Below are 14,193 nucleotides of genomic sequence, written 5' to 3'. Positions count from 1 at the left end.
GGGGAGCGCCACAGCGCTGAGAGTGCGGGACAGACCGCAGACCCTCTGAACCTTGCCCAGGTCATTCTGGGTAGGAAGTTCGGTCATCACTCAAGCTGTTGCGCCCTGCCCGGGAACTCTCAGAGGTTCCCGGGCAGGGCCGCGTCTCTTCCTGGTCACTCCAGGAGGAATCCAGTGAGCACCACCATCAGCAGGATCACGGCAGTGGTCGCGGCGGCCGGACTCGGCATCGTCACGCTGTCCGCCTGCGGCTCGTCCGACTCCGCTTCCGCCGGCGGCGGGGGCGCCGCCTCCAAGACCGTGACGCTCGTCAGCCACGACTCCTTCGTCTACTCCAAGGCCGTACTGAAGGCGTTCGAGAAGGAGTCCGGCTACAAGGTCAAGGTCCTCAAGGACGGCGACGCCGGGCAGGCCGTCAACAAGGCGATCCTCACCAAGGACAACCCCCAGGGCGACGTCTTCTTCGGCGTCGACAACACCCTGCTCTCCCGGGCCCTCGACAACGGGCTGTTCCAGTCCTACGAGGCCAAGGGCGCCGGCACGATCAAGTCCGAGTACCGGGTCGACCAGGACAAGCACCGGGTCACGCCCATCGACTCGGGCGACATCTGCGTCAACTACGACAAGGCCTGGTTCAGCGAGCACAAGCTGACACCGCCGGCCTCGCTCGACGACCTGATCAAGCCCGCGTACAGGAACCTGCTCGTCACGGAGAACGCCTCCACCTCCTCGCCCGGCCTCGGTTTCCTGCTCGGGAGCGCCGCGCGGTACGGCGACGACGGCTGGCAGGACTACTGGAAGAAGCTCAGGGCGAACGGCGTGAAGGTCGTCGACGGCTGGGAGCAGGCGTACAACGACGAGTTCTCCGGCTCGGCGGGCGGCAAGAAGGCCAAGGCCGACCGGCCCCTGGTCGTCTCGTACGCCTCCTCGCCGCCCGCCGAGGTGATCTACGGCGACCCGAAGCCGAAGACCGCGCCGACCGGGGTCGCGGCCGGCACCTGCTTCCGCCAGGTCGAGTACGCGGGCCTGCTGAGCAACGCCGGGAACGCCAAGGGCGGCAAGGCGCTCATCGACTTCCTGATCACCAGGAAGTTCCAGGAGGACATGCCGCTCAACATGTTCGTCTACCCCGTGGTCGAGGGGGCGCAGGTGCCCGCCGAGTTCACGAAGTACGGCCCGGCGGCCAAGGACCCCGAGACCATGGCCCCCGCCAGGATCGCCGCCAACCGTGACCAGTGGGTCAAGTCGTGGACCTCGCTCGTACTGAAGTAGCGCCCCGGCCCCGGAAAGATCTCCGGGGGAGCGCGGCGCGGCTCGGTCTGATGGCCGTGCCCGTCGCGTTCTTCGGGGTCTTCTTCGCCTATCCCGTCGCCGCGATCGTCGCGCGTGGCCTCAAGGTCGACGGGGTCTGGCGGTGGGGGCGGATCGGGGACGTCCTCATGCAGTCCGACATCCGGCACGTCCTGTGGTTCACCACCTGGCAGGCGCTCGTGTCGACGGCGCTCACGCTGCTGATCGCGCTCCCCGGCTCATATGTCTTCGCGCGCTTCGATTTCAGGGGCAAGCAGATCCTGCGGGCCGTGGTCACCGTTCCGTTCGTGCTGCCGACCGTTGTCGTCGGTACGGCGTTCCTGGCGCTCGTCGGCCGCCGCGGACTGCTCGACGAGCTGTGGGGTCTGCGGCTGGACACCACCGTGTGGGCGATCCTGCTCGCGCATGTGTTCTTCAACTACGCGGTCGTCGTACGGACCGTCGGCGGCCTGTGGGCGCAGCTCGATCCGCGGCAGGAGGAGGCCGCCCGGATGCTGGGCGCCTCGCGGTTCGCTGCCTGGCGGAAGGTGACGCTTCCGGCGCTGGGCCCGGCCGTGGCCGCGGCCGCGCTCATGGTCTTCCTCTTCACCTTCACCTCCTTCGGTGTGGTGCAGATCCTCGGCGGCCCCACCTTCTCCACGCTCGAAGTCGAGATCTACCGGCAGACCTCCGAGATCTTCGACCTCTCCACGGCCGCGGTGCTGACGATCATCCAGTTCGCGGCCGTCGGCGCGATCCTCGCCGTGCACGCCTGGACCGTACGGCGCCGGGAGAGCGCCCTGCGCCTGGTGGACGCCTCCATGACCGCCCGGCGGCCGCGCGGGGCCGGGCAGTGGGCCCTGCTCGCGGGGGTGCTGGTGAGCATCGCCGTGCTGCTGGTGCTGCCGCTCGCCGTGCTCGTCCAACGGTCGCTGGACGCACCGGGGTTCACGTACTACAAGGCGCTCACGCGTGACGACGGCGGGATCTTCCTGGTCGCGCCGATCGAGGCGATCGGCAACTCGCTGCGGTACGCGCTCGCCGCCACCGTCATCGCCGTCCTGATCGGGGGCTTGGCGGCTGCCGCCCTCACCCGGCGGGCAGGGCGCCTCGTGCGCGGTTTCGACGCGCTGCTGATGCTGCCGTTGGGCGTCTCCGCGGTGACGGTCGGCTTCGGGTTCCTGATCGCGCTGGACGAGCCGCCGTTGAACCTGCGCAGCTCGTGGCTGCTCGTGCCGCTCGCGCAGGCGCTGGTCGGCGTCCCCTTCGTCGTCCGCACCATGCTGCCCGTCCTGCGGGCCGTGGACGGGCGGCTGCGGGAGGCCGCCGCGGTGCTCGGGGCGTCGCCGTGGCGGGTGTGGCGCGAGGTGGACCTGCCGATGGTGCGCAGGGCGCTGCTGGTCGCGGCCGGGTTCGCGTTCGCCGTGTCGCTGGGCGAGTTCGGGGCGACCGTCTTCATCGCGCGGCCGGACAACCCTACGCTGCCGGTCGCCGTGGCCCGGCTGCTGGGCCGCGCGGGTGATCTCAACTACGGCCAGGCGATGGCGCTTTCGACGATCCTGATGGCGGTGTGCGCGGTGGCACTGCTGCTCCTGGAACGCGTCCGCACCACTTCGACCGGGGAGTTCTAGATGCTGCTGAGCCTTCAGGACGCGACCGTGCGCTTCGGCGGGCGGGCCGTGCTCGACGCCGTCGACCTGGACGTCGCCGAGCACGAGATCGTGTGCGTGCTCGGGCCGAGCGGCAGCGGCAAGTCGACACTCCTGCGGGCCGTGGCCGGGCTTCAGCCCCTCGACGCGGGGCGGGTGCGGCTGGGCGGCCGGGAGATGAACGGCGTGCCCGCGCACAAGCGGGGCGTCGGCCTGATGTTCCAGGACCACCAGCTCTTCCCGCAGCGGGACGTCGGCGGCAACGTCGCCTTCGGGCTGCGCATGCACGGCGCGTCGAAGGATGAACAGGCCCTGCGGGTGCGGGAGTTGCTGGATCTCGTCGGGCTGCCGGGTGCGCACAGGCGTGCCGTCGCCGCGCTCTCCGGCGGCGAGCAGCAGCGGGTCGCGCTGGCCCGCGCGCTGGCGCCGCGCCCCCGCCTGCTGATGCTCGACGAACCGCTCGGCCAGCTCGACCGCTCGCTGCGCGAACGCCTTGTCGTCGAACTACGGGAGTTGTTCGGCGAGTTGGGCACCACAGTGCTCGCCGTCACGCACGACCAGGGCGAGGCGTTCGCGCTCGCCGACCGCGTCGTGGTGATGCGCGACGGGCGGATCGCCCAGTCGGGTACGCCCCTTGAGGTCTGGCAGCACCCGGCGGACGAGTTCGTGGCGCGCTTCCTCGGCTTCGACAACGTGGTCGAGGCGACAGTGAGCGGTGAGGCCGCGGACACGCCCTGGGGGAAGGTCCCGGTCCCCGAGGGTTCCCCGCAGGGCCCGGGCACGCTGCTCGTACGGCCCGCCGGCGTACGGCTCGTGGCGGCGGCGGACGGCCTGCGCTGCACCGTGGCCGCACACACCTTCCGGGGCACCCACGTCGCCGTACAACTGCAACCGCAGGACGCGCCGCGCCTTGAGGCGGCGTGCGCGCTGCGGGACGCGCCGGAGCCGGGGGACGAGGTCGGCGTGTCGTTCGACGCGGCCGAGATCGTCGTGCTCGGCTGATCGTTCGACGCAGCCGAAAATTGTCGTACCCGTGGAGTCGGTCGGCACATAAGGTGCGGATCATGACGCTTCTCGGACATGACCGCTACTGCGACGAGATCGAGCTCCAGGTGCGGCAGTTGAGGGCCGTGGTGGCCTCCGGCGCCGACCTGTCCACGACCGTGCCGACCTGCCCGGACTGGTCGTTGGAGGCGCTTGTGCGCCACACGGGCGGAGCCCTTCGCTGGGTCGAGTACATCGTCCGGACGCGGGCCCAGGAGCCCGTCCGCGACGAGGAGGTGCGGCGGGCCGGTGGGCCCGAGGCCAAGGGCGATGCCGCCGCGCTGGACGCCTGGCTCGCCGAGACCGGTGAGGTTCTGGTCGCCGCGCTGCGCGAGGCCGGGCCCGACACGGAGGTGTGGGCGTGGGCCGGCGTCCACAACACCGGCTTCTGGGCCCGCCGGATGACGCACGAGCTGGCGATCCACCGTGCCGACGCCGCACTGGCCGCCGGGCTGCCCTACGACATCGCGCCCGAGGTGGCCGCGGACGCGATCGACGAGTGGCTCCAGATCGTCGAGTACGTGCGGCGGACGGACCCGCACGACGCGGCGCGCGAGCTGACCGGCCCCGGCCGCAGCATCCACCTCCACGCCACCGACACCGCACCGGAGTTGAACGCCGAGTGGTGCGTCGAGCTCACCGAGAAGGGGGTCGAGTGGCGCCGCGGTCACGAGAAGGCGGCGGTCGCGCTGCGTGGCCCGCTGACCGCCGTACTGCTCGGCTTCTACCGCAGACTCCCGCTGGACAGCGCGGAGTTGGAGGTCCTGGGCGAGCGTGAACTGCTGGAGTTCTGGCTGGAACGCGCGACGTTCTGACAAGCGTGCGGCCCGCCCCCTGCACGCAGGGGGCGGGCCACGGCTTGGTACGACTTACGGGTGGGTCAGTTGGCCTTCGACGCGCCACGGCGGCGCATGCCGAGGAACACCGCGCCACCGCCGACCACGACGAGGGCACCGGCGATACCGGCGATCATGCCGGTGTTGGAGTTCGCACCGGTCTCGGCGAGGTTGGAGTCACCGGCCGCGGGGGACGGGGAGTTGTCGCCGGTCGTCGTGGCGGGAGCGGTGCTGCTCGACTCGGACGGGGTCTCCGAGGGCGAGGGCGTCTGGGAGGCCGAGGGGGTCTCCGACGGCTTCGGGGTCTCGGAAGGTGCCGGGGGCTTCGTCTCCGAACCCGAGCCCTTGCACGCCTCGGACGGCGTCGTCAGGTTCGGCGTGATGTCCTCGTTGACGATGTTGTTCTCGGCCTTGATGTGGACACGGTACTGGGCCTTCGGGGCCCATTCCTCGGAGAACGTGACGGTCGCGCCCTCGCGGGTGCCGGTGACCGTCTTCTCGCCGACGAGCTTCTCGTCGGCGCCGTTCGACTCGAGGTAGACCGAGATGGTGGCCTCCTTGCCGGAGGCGTCCGTGTCGGTGACGGTGATGGTGCCCTTCCCGTTGTCGTCGCAGCCGGCGACGGCGGAGAAGTCACGGATGTTGCAGGCCATTGCGTTGCCCGCGACGCCGAGCGCGAGCGCGGCAGTGGCGGAGGCAACACCGAGGATGCGCACAGAACGTGCGGTACGGCGAGATATGGACACGGTTGCCCTTCACAGGTTGCGCAACTGCGGGGGGTTAGGGGGTTCTGCCGGGTCAACAGTGCCCCCACGAGTCTCACAGGTTTATAAGTGCGGCCTAAGGGATGTCAATCCGTGGAGGCCGCACGGGCATTGGCTTTGCCTCGCCATTAACCGCCCAAGTGTTTGAGCGCCTCCGGAGCGTCATCGATGCGGTCCACCAGGGCGATCCGGGACTCCATCGGGCGCTCCCTGGCCAGGGATTGGAGCAGCGGCCAGGTCGGGTGCTTCTCGGTCCAGTGCGCCCGGTTCACGAGGACCATGGGCGTGGGCACGCCCCGCGACTCGTAGTAGTTCGGGGTCGCGTTGTCGAATATCTCCTGGACGGTCCCGGCGGCGCCCGGCAGGAAGACGACACCCGCGTTCGAGCGGGCCAGCAGCCCGTCCTCGCGGGTGGCGTTGGCGAAGTACTTGGCGATGTGCGAGGCGAAGGCGTTCGGCGGCTCGTGGCCGTAGAACCAGGTCGGAATGCCGACCGAGGCGCCGCCCTTCGGCCAGCGGGACCTCACCTCGAAGGCGCACCGCGCCCAGTCGGTGACCGAGGGGGAGAACGACGGCGCCTTCGCGAGGAGCCCGCAGGCCTCCTCCAGCATGGCGTCGTCGTACGGCGCCGCGTACGCGCCCAGGTTCGCCGCCTCCATGGCGCCCGGACCGCCGCCGGTCGCCACCGTGAACCCGGCACGGGTCAGCTCGCGGCCGAGCCGTGCGGCACCGGCGTACGCCTCCGTCCCGCGCGCCATCGCGTGACCGCCCATGACGCCCACCACCCGGGTGTCGCGCAGGAGTTCGTCGAGGGCGTCGGAGATCGAGTCGTCGTGGACGGCGCGCAGCATCGACGCGAAGATGTCGCGGTCGGCCCCGGTGCGCCCGAACCAGGCGTAGGCGAGCGCGTCCGGCGTCCGCTCGTACCCCTTGTCGAGATCGGCGAACAACTCGCCGGGTGTGTACAGGTGTCCGCGGTAGGGATCGAAGGGCAGATGCGGGACCGGCGGGAAGACCAGGGCGCCGTCGGCGCGGACCTTCACCGCCGCGTCCTCCCGCATCGGGCAGCCGAGGAAGACAGCCTCCGCGGTGGCCGTCGTCAGCAACTCCCTTGTGCGGTCCGTCAGGTCGACGCCCTGTACGCGGTATCCGGCGAGGGTGCCGCGGGCCGAGACGGTCGCGTCGAACTCCTCGAGCGTCTCGATCTCGCGGTCGTCGTGGTGGGCCGCATGGGCCGGGCTCGTCTGCACCCGCCCATGCTAGGCAGGCGCTCTCAGCCCTGGACCGCCGCCGGGTCCATCCACACGACCTCCCAGGAGTGACCGTCGAGGTCGTCGAAGGAACGGCCGTACATGAAGTCCTCGTCCATGTTTCCCCCGGTGCCCGTGCCGCCCGCCGCGAGCGCCTTGTCGACGAGCTCGTCGACCTTCGCGCGGCTCTCGGCGCTCAGACACAGCAGCGCCTCGCTGGTCGTGGTCGGGTCCGCGATCTCCTTCTTCGTGAAGTCCGCGTAGCGCTGCTTGCTCAGCATCATCGCGACGATGGTGTCGCTGATCACGACACAGGCGCAGTCGTCCGTGGAGAACTGCGGGTTGATCGAGTAGCCGAGTTCCGTGAAGAACTTCTTCGAGGCGGCGACGTCGTTCACAGCCAGGTTCACGAAGATCATCTGCTGGTACATGCGAGGTCTCTCCCTGCGAGGTGGGGTGCCGTACGGAGGGGTGGACGGCCGGCCCACGCGAAACTCATCGTCCCGCGCGGACTTTCTCCGTACGCATGCTCAGCCGGCCAGCGGAATCGCCGCGAGCTCGGCGACCACCCAGGTCAGCGGGAGGAACACGGCGGCCAGCGCGCCCGCGCGCAGCAGTGCCGCACTGCGCAGCACCGTCGCCGGGGCACCCAGCCCCAGCAGCGCGGCCGTGGTGTCCGCGCGTGCCTGCCGCGCCTCGACCGCCGCCGTCAGCAGCGTCGCGACGGCGCATCCGGCGACGAGCAGCCCGCCCAGGGTGGTGAGCGGGCCGAAGGAGGGGCGTGCGCCCGTGTACAGAGTCGCGACGGCGTACGCCCCGGAGGCCACCGCGCACACCACGCCCAGCGGACGTCCGATGCGCCGGGCCTCCTCCTGGAGGATGCGCCCGGCGAGCAGCCGTAGCGCCCCGGGGCGTACGGACTGCAGCAGCCGCCCGCACACATGGGTGATCGCGGGCCCCGCGAGGGCCAGACCGAGCGCGGTGAGGGCCCAGCCGGCGAGCACCCCGGCGGGTCCGCCCGCGAAACCGCCCGGCAGGGCGGGCCCGGCGGCATGCCCGGAGCGGCTCGCGTACGTCTCCACGGCGAGACCGGCCGCGAGGACGGCAGTGCCCCAGGGGAGCCCGCCGGGGGCGGGGAGGGGCGGCGCGGGCTGCTGCGGGTCCAGCGGGCGGCCCGGCTGGTCGGCGTACGGGCCGGACTCGCCGCCGGCCTCGGCGCCCGTACGGGACGCCCCCCGCGCGCCGTGCCGTCCGCCGCGCCCCGGCTTGCCGCCCCGCGGCCGCAGCACCAGCGCGGCGGACACCGACGCGGCGAGCGGCACGAGGGTCAGCAGGGTCAGGGCGGCCGGCAGGGGGAGCGACTCGTTCGCGGCGAGGAAGTCGGCCGCGGCGCCGTCGAAGGGCATTCCCGTCAGGTCGCCGCGCAGATGCAGGAAGAAGAGCAGCGCGAGCATCGAGCCGAGCGTGCAGGACAGGGCGGTCGTCGTGGCGGAGACGGCCATCAGCCGTGCGGGGCCGAGCCCCACCGCCGCGAGCCCGGGGCGCGGCCGGGTCCCCGGGTCCGTCCGGGCGACGGCGACCGCGAAGTACACGGTGGCGGCGGCGGGCGCGACGCACCAGGCGAGCCGGAGTGCCGAGCCGCCGGAGTCGTCCGGGTGCGCCATCGCGTACCCCAGCGTGCACAGCAGCAGGAAGCCGGTGCCCGCCGCGGCGGCGGCGACCAGGAGCCGGCGCAGCTGGACGAGGGGGTGGGCGCCGCGGGCTAGACGGAGAGCGAGCACGCGGCCCGGCCTTCCGACTCGGTGACCGGGGGCAGGTGGACGGTCTTCACGCGCCGTCCGTCGAGCAGCGACACCGTGCGGTCGGCGAGGGCCGCCGTGTCCGCGTCGTGCGTGGCCAGCACCACGGTGATGCCGTGCGAGCGGGCGGCCGTGGTGAGGGTGCGCAGTACCTGGGCGCGGTCGGCGCGGTGCAGCGGGGCGGTGGGCTCGTCGGCGAAGAGCACGGTGGGGGCCGCGACGAGGGCGCGGGCGATGGCCACGCGCTGGCGCTCCGCCTGGAGCAGGGCGTGCGGACGCTTGCGGGCGCAGTCACCGATGTCGAGGCGCTCCAGCCACTCCAGGGCTGCGGTCTTGGCGCCCTTGCGTCCGTTGCCGCGCAGCATCAGCGGCAGGGCGGCGTTCTCCCAGGCGTTCAGCTCGGGGACGAGGACCGGCGCCGGGTCGATCCAGCCGAAGCGGTCGCGGCGCAGCCGTTCGCGGGTGAGCGGGCCCATGGTGTGCACGGGTGTGCTGTTGAACCAGACCTCGCCCTGCTGTGGCAGGAGCTGTCCGGACAGGCACCGCAGGAGGGTCGTCTTGCCGCTGCCGCGCGGGCCGCCGACGGCGAGGATCTCGCCCTCGCGGACGCCGAGCGAGACGCCGCTGAGTGCGGGCGAGCCGTTGTGCTTGACGTGCAGGGCGCGTGCCCAGAGCACGTCGTTGTCCGGCGGGGCCACCATCGCGTACACCTCAAGTCAGATCTGATTTACCGAGCCGAGTCCCCCGGTCGGGGGAACGAAGGCAGGGCCGATCGGTCACTGGGCACGCTAGGGAGTCGGGGCCCGGAGGCCGGACAGCACACGGCCCCGGGGCCGCCATTCTCACTCGAACGGGCGGTACCGGGGCCGGTGTTGATCATCCAGAAGGAAGATCGGAGCTTCGGGAGGATCAGAGCTTCGTCCACGCCTCCGTCAGCACCTGACGGATGATCCCCTCGATCTCGTCGAAGGTGGACTGGTCGGAGATCAGCGGCGGCGACAGCTGGATGACCGGGTCACCGCGGTCGTCGGCGCGGCAGTAGAGGCCGTACTCGAAGAGCTTCTTGGAGACGAAGCCGTAGAGCACACGCTCCGACTCCTCGTCCGTGAAGGTCTCCTTGGTGGCCTTGTCCTTCACCAGCTCGATGCCGTAGAAGAAGCCGTTGCCGCGGACGTCGCCGACGATCGGCAGGTCGTGCAGCTTCTGCAGGGTCTGCAGGAAGTTGGCCTCGTTGTCCAGGACGTGCTGGTTGAGGTTCTCGCGCTCGAAGATGTCGAGGTTGGTGAGGGCCACGGCGGCGGAGACCGGGTGGCCGCCGAAGGTGTAGCCGTGCAGGAAGGTGTTGTCGCCCTTGTAGAACGGCTCGGCGATCCGGTCCGAGACGATGGCCGCGCCGATCGGGGAGTAGCCCGAGGTCATGCCCTTGGCGCAGGTGATGATGTCCGGGATGTAGCCGAACTTGTCGCAGGCGAACATCGTGCCGAGGCGGCCGAAGGCGCAGATGACCTCGTCGGAGACGAGCAGCACGTCGTACTGGTCGCAGATCTCTCGCACCCGCTGGAAGTAGCCGGGCGGCGGCGGGAAGCAGCCGCCGGCGTTCTGCACCGGCTCAAGGAAGACCGCGGCGACGGTCTCCGGGCCCTCGAAGAGGATCTCCTGCTCGATCTGGTCGGCGGCCCAGCGGCCGAAGGCCTCCGGGTCGTCGGCGTGGATCGAGGCGCGGTAGATGTTGGTGTTCGGCACCTTGTGCGCGCCCGGGACGAGCGGCTCGAAGGGGGCCTTCAGGGCGGGCAGGCCGGTGATCGACAGGGCGCCCTGCGGGGTGCCGTGGTAGGCGACCGCACGCGAGATGACCTTGTACTTCGTGTGGTTGCCGGTGAGCTTGTGGTACTGCTTCGCCAGCTTCCACGCGGTCTCGACGGCCTCGCCGCCACCCGTGGTGAAGAAGACCTTGTTGAGGTCGCCCGGCGCGTGGTGCGCGAGACGCTCGGCGAGCTCCACGGCCTTCGGGTGGGCGTACGACCACACGGGGAAGAAGGCCAGCTCCTGCGCCTGCTTGAAGGCGGTCTCGGCCAGCTCGGTGCGGCCGTGGCCCGCCTGGACCACGAACAGACCCGCGAGACCGTCGAGGTAGCGCTTGCCCTTGTCGTCGTAGATGTAAGTGCCCTCGCCACGAACGATCGTGGGGACGGGCGCGTTCTCGTACGAGGACATGCGGGTGAAGTGCATCCACAGGTGGTCGTACGCGGTTCGGCTGAGGTCCTTGGTGCTCACGGCTATCGGGTTCCCCACATGTAGGTCTGCTTCTTGAGCTTCAGATAAACGAAGCTCTCGGTGGAGCGCACGCCGGGCAGGGCCCGGATGCGTTTGTTGATGACGTCCAGCAGGTGGTCGTCGTCCTCGCAGACGATCTCGGCGAGGATGTCGAACGAGCCCGCGGTCATCACCACGTACTCGACTTCCGACATGGCCGTCAGCGCGTCCGCCACCGGGTCGAGGTCGCCCTCGACGTTGACGCCCACCATCGCCTGCCTGCGGAAACCCACGGTGAGCGGGTCCGTGACGGCGACGATCTGCATCACGCCCTGGTCGAGCAGCTTCTGCACGCGCTGGCGCACGGCGGCCTCGGAGAGACCGACGGCCTTGCCGATGGCGGCGTACGGACGGCGTCCGTCCTGCTGCAACTGCTCGATGATGGCGAGGGAGACGGCATCCAGCTGGGGAGTGCCGTTCCTGGACTCACGGGTGTCCCGTGCGTCCCTGGGGTCTGCGCTTCGACTGGCCACGACCTCACTGTGCACGACGTCTCGACAGTTCCGCAAGGGCAGATCGATGAAATTCGTTGTTTACGTGACTCCTGTTTGCGGATTTCGCAGTTCTGATGGCGCCGGGGGTGTTGAAAACGTGGAGGCACCGATTAGGGTGGGTGTCTCAGCGTTTGGACACCTGAACTCCTGAACTCCCGAACTTTGGAGGCCCGGCAGTGAGCACCGAGCTGCGTCGTCTGCGCAACTACATCGACGGCGAATTCCGTGACGCCGCCGACGGACGGACCACCGAGGTGGTCAATCCCGCGATCGGCGAGGCGTACGCGACCGCGCCCCTGTCCGGGCAGGCGGACGTGGACGCCGCCATGGCGGCCGCCGCCGCGGCCTTCCCGGCCTGGCGCGACCAGACCCCCGCCGAGCGCCAGAAGGCCCTCCTCAAGATCGCGGACGCGTTCGAGGAGCGGGCCGAGGAGCTCATCGCGGCCGAGGTGGAGAACACGGGCAAGCCGATCGGGCTGACCCGGTCCGAGGAAATCCCGCCGATGGTGGACCAGATCCGCTTCTTCGCGGGCGCCGCCCGCATGCTCGAGGGCCGCTCGGCCGGCGAGTACATGGAGGGCATGACCTCCATCATCCGCCGCGAGCCGATCGGCGTCTGCGCCCAGGTCGCGCCGTGGAACTACCCGATGATGATGGCCGTATGGAAGTTCGCCCCGGCGCTCGCCGCGGGCAACACGGTCGTCCTGAAGCCGTCGGACACCACCCCCGCCTCCACGGCCCTGATGGCCGACATCATCGGCGGCATCCTCCCCAAGGGCGTCTTCAACGTCATCTGCGGCGACCGTGACACCGGCCGCGCGATGGTCGAGCACCCGACCCCGGCGATGGCCTCCATCACGGGTTCGGTGCGCGCGGGCATGTCGGTCGCCGAGTCGGCGTCCAAGGACCTCAAGCGGGTCCACCTGGAGCTGGGCGGCAAGGCGCCGGTCGTCGTCTTCGAGGACACCGACATCGCCAAGGCCGTCGAGGACATCTCGGTCGCGGGCTTCTTCAACGCCGGCCAGGACTGTACGGCGGCCACGCGCGTGCTCGTCCAGGAGTCCATCCACGACGAGTTCGTGGCCGCGCTCGCCAAGGCCGCCGCGGACACGAAGACCGGGCAGCCGGACGACGAGGACGTGCTCTACGGCCCGCTGAACAACCCGAACCAGCTCAAGCAGGTCACCGGGTTCATCGAGCGCCTGCCCGCGCACGCCAAGGTCGAGTCGGGCGGCCACCGGGTCGGCGAGAAGGGCTACTTCTATGCCCCGACCGTCGTCTCCGGCCTGAAGCAGGACGACGAGATCATCCAGAACGAGGTCTTCGGCCCGGTCATCACCGTCCAGTCCTTCTCGGACGAGGCGCAGGCCATCGCCTGGGCGAACGGCGTCGACTACGCCCTCGCCTCCTCGGTGTGGACCAAGGACCACGGGCGCGCGATGCGGCTGTCGAAGTCCCTCGACTTCGGCTGCGTGTGGATCAACACCCACATCCCGCTGGTCGCCGAGATGCCGCACGGCGGCTTCAAGAAGTCCGGCTACGGCAAGGACCTCTCGGGCTACGGCTTCGAGGACTACACGCGGATCAAGCACGTGATGACGTCGCTGGACGGCTGATCACACGAACTGCGCGGCCCCGGACGGGAGTTGATCCCGTACGGGGCCGCGGTGTTTCCCACTTCGGGGTGGTCAGCCTTCCGCGATGTACGCCGACTCCGCCGCCGTCAGCTCCAGCGTGGCCGCCCGCTGCCAGTCCGCCGTCTGTTCCGGCCGACGGGCCCCCACGATCGCGCCCGTGACACCCGGCCGGCCCACGGCCCAGGCGATCGCGACGGCGCCGACGGTCGTGCCGTGCGCCTCGGCGACCGTACGCAGCCGCTCGACCGTGTCCAGGTTGCGGTCGAGGTCGCGGGTGAAGTCGGGGTGCGTGCGGCGCCAGTCGGAGGGGTCGAGGGACGCGACGCGCTCGCGGGTGAAGGAACCGGTGAGCAGGCCGGAGTGCTGCGGCGAGTAGACGATCACGCCGGTGCCGTGGTCCGCGGCCCAGTCGATCTCCGGCTCGGCGGCGCGGTTGAGGACGGACAGCGGCGGCTGGATCGCGTCGACGGGCGCGATCCGCCGGGCGACCTCCAACTGCTCGGGACCGTGGTTCGAGAGCCCGATCGCCCGCACCTTGCCCTCGGTTCTCAGATCAGCCATGACCTGCCAGTACTCCTCCAGCGGGGTGACTTGGCCCCCACCCGCCGGGGCGCCCTCGCCGTCCCAGTCCAGCGAAGCGCCCGTGTCCGGCCAGTGCACCTGGTACAGGTCGATCCGCTCCACGCCGAGCCGGCGCAGCGAGTCCTCGACCTCGCGCCGCACGCTGTCGGGCCGCATGATCCGGCTGGGCGCCGCCGCCGGGTTCTCCGGGTCCCAGACCAGGCCCGCCTTGGTGAAGACATACGGCCGGTCCGCCTCGGGCAGCCCGGCCAGCGCCTTGCCGATCACCTCCTCGGAGTGCCCGAGGCCGTACACGGCCGCCGTGTCGATCCAGTTGACGCCCAGCTCGACCGCGTGGTGCACGGTCGCGATCGACTGCACGTCGTCCTGCGTACCCCACGTGAAGCGCCAGCCGTCACCGCCGAAGGCCCAGCCGCCGAGGCCGATCGTGGAGAGGGACAGGCCGGTCGAGCCGAGGGAGCGCCGGGGAAGAGTCATCGTCGTACATCCGTCCATGAGTCGTTGGCGAGCATCGCCGATGACCACGACTCTGCGC

13 protein-coding genes are annotated in these 14,193 nt (G+C 70.7%); 5 read left to right on the top strand and 8 right to left on the bottom strand.

Annotated elements, in window-relative coordinates:
- Positions 1 to 174: 174 nt before the first annotated feature.
- The 4 genes from ACN6LB_RS13375 (at position 175) to ACN6LB_RS13360 (ending at position 4,798) form a co-directional block, all read left to right on the top strand.
- Positions 175 to 1,272 carry a thiamine ABC transporter substrate-binding protein gene (locus tag ACN6LB_RS13375; RefSeq protein WP_445025987.1) on the top strand — a complete coding sequence of 366 codons (1,098 nt, stop codon included), beginning with the start codon at positions 175 to 177 and terminating at the stop codon, positions 1,270 to 1,272.
- Entirely contained in the window at positions 1,248 to 2,921 is a 1,674-nt protein-coding gene (locus ACN6LB_RS13370) for an ABC transporter permease (RefSeq protein WP_445025986.1), read from the top strand. Before ACN6LB_RS13375 ends, ACN6LB_RS13370 begins: the two co-directional genes overlap by 25 nt.
- Positions 2,922 to 3,941 carry an ABC transporter ATP-binding protein gene (locus ACN6LB_RS13365; protein ID WP_356135603.1) on the top strand — a complete coding sequence of 340 codons (1,020 nt, stop codon included), beginning with the start codon at positions 2,922 to 2,924 and terminating at the stop codon, positions 3,939 to 3,941.
- Positions 3,942 to 4,003: 62 nt separating this feature from the next.
- On the top strand, positions 4,004 to 4,798 hold the full coding sequence (locus ACN6LB_RS13360; protein ID WP_445025985.1) for a maleylpyruvate isomerase family mycothiol-dependent enzyme: 795 nt from the start codon (positions 4,004 to 4,006) through the stop codon (positions 4,796 to 4,798).
- Between the two features lie 65 nt (positions 4,799 to 4,863).
- Here ACN6LB_RS13360 and ACN6LB_RS13355 read toward each other — a convergent pair whose 3' ends face one another.
- The 7 genes from ACN6LB_RS13355 to ACN6LB_RS13325 form a co-directional block, all read right to left on the bottom strand.
- Entirely contained in the window at positions 4,864 to 5,535 is a 672-nt protein-coding gene (locus ACN6LB_RS13355; RefSeq protein ID WP_356135599.1) for an LAETG motif-containing sortase-dependent surface protein, read from the bottom strand.
- Between the two features lie 176 nt (positions 5,536 to 5,711).
- Positions 5,712 to 6,833 (bottom strand): LOG family protein, encoded by a 1,122-nt coding sequence (locus ACN6LB_RS13350; RefSeq protein WP_356135597.1) that lies wholly within the window; start codon positions 6,831 to 6,833, stop codon positions 5,712 to 5,714.
- A 23-nt stretch (positions 6,834 to 6,856) separates the two neighbouring features.
- A complete protein-coding gene (locus ACN6LB_RS13345; RefSeq protein ID WP_445025984.1) occupies positions 6,857 to 7,264 on the bottom strand; it encodes a VOC family protein in 408 nt (135 codons plus the stop codon).
- 99 nt (positions 7,265 to 7,363) lie between these two features.
- Positions 7,364 to 8,614 (bottom strand): hypothetical protein, encoded by a 1,251-nt coding sequence (locus tag ACN6LB_RS13340; protein ID WP_445025983.1) that lies wholly within the window; start codon positions 8,612 to 8,614, stop codon positions 7,364 to 7,366.
- Positions 8,596 to 9,333 (bottom strand): ABC transporter ATP-binding protein, encoded by a 738-nt coding sequence (locus ACN6LB_RS13335; protein WP_356135591.1) that lies wholly within the window; start codon positions 9,331 to 9,333, stop codon positions 8,596 to 8,598. Before ACN6LB_RS13335 ends, ACN6LB_RS13340 begins: the two co-directional genes overlap by 19 nt.
- A 208-nt stretch (positions 9,334 to 9,541) precedes the next feature.
- Positions 9,542 to 10,924 carry an aspartate aminotransferase family protein gene (locus tag ACN6LB_RS13330; RefSeq protein ID WP_445025982.1) on the bottom strand — a complete coding sequence of 461 codons (1,383 nt, stop codon included), beginning with the start codon at positions 10,922 to 10,924 and terminating at the stop codon, positions 9,542 to 9,544.
- A complete protein-coding gene (locus ACN6LB_RS13325; RefSeq protein ID WP_369232969.1) occupies positions 10,909 to 11,433 on the bottom strand; it encodes an Lrp/AsnC family transcriptional regulator in 525 nt (174 codons plus the stop codon). The genes ACN6LB_RS13330 and ACN6LB_RS13325 overlap by 16 nt, the downstream gene beginning before the upstream one ends.
- 182 nt (positions 11,434 to 11,615) lie before the next feature.
- On the opposite strand from ACN6LB_RS13325, the gene ACN6LB_RS13320 reads away from it, so the two are divergent.
- Entirely contained in the window at positions 11,616 to 13,055 is a 1,440-nt protein-coding gene (locus ACN6LB_RS13320) for a gamma-aminobutyraldehyde dehydrogenase (protein ID WP_445025981.1), read from the top strand.
- A gap of 72 nt (positions 13,056 to 13,127) precedes the next feature.
- Here ACN6LB_RS13320 and ACN6LB_RS13315 read toward each other — a convergent pair whose 3' ends face one another.
- Positions 13,128 to 14,135 (bottom strand): aldo/keto reductase, encoded by a 1,008-nt coding sequence (locus tag ACN6LB_RS13315; protein ID WP_445025980.1) that lies wholly within the window; start codon positions 14,133 to 14,135, stop codon positions 13,128 to 13,130.
- Positions 14,136 to 14,193: the final 58 nt, after the last annotated feature.

It is taken from the genome of Streptomyces sp. SAS_270 (genome assembly GCF_052543295.1).
Note: the sequence above shows the minus strand (reverse complement) of the source record. Positions and strands in the feature narration are given on the sequence as shown.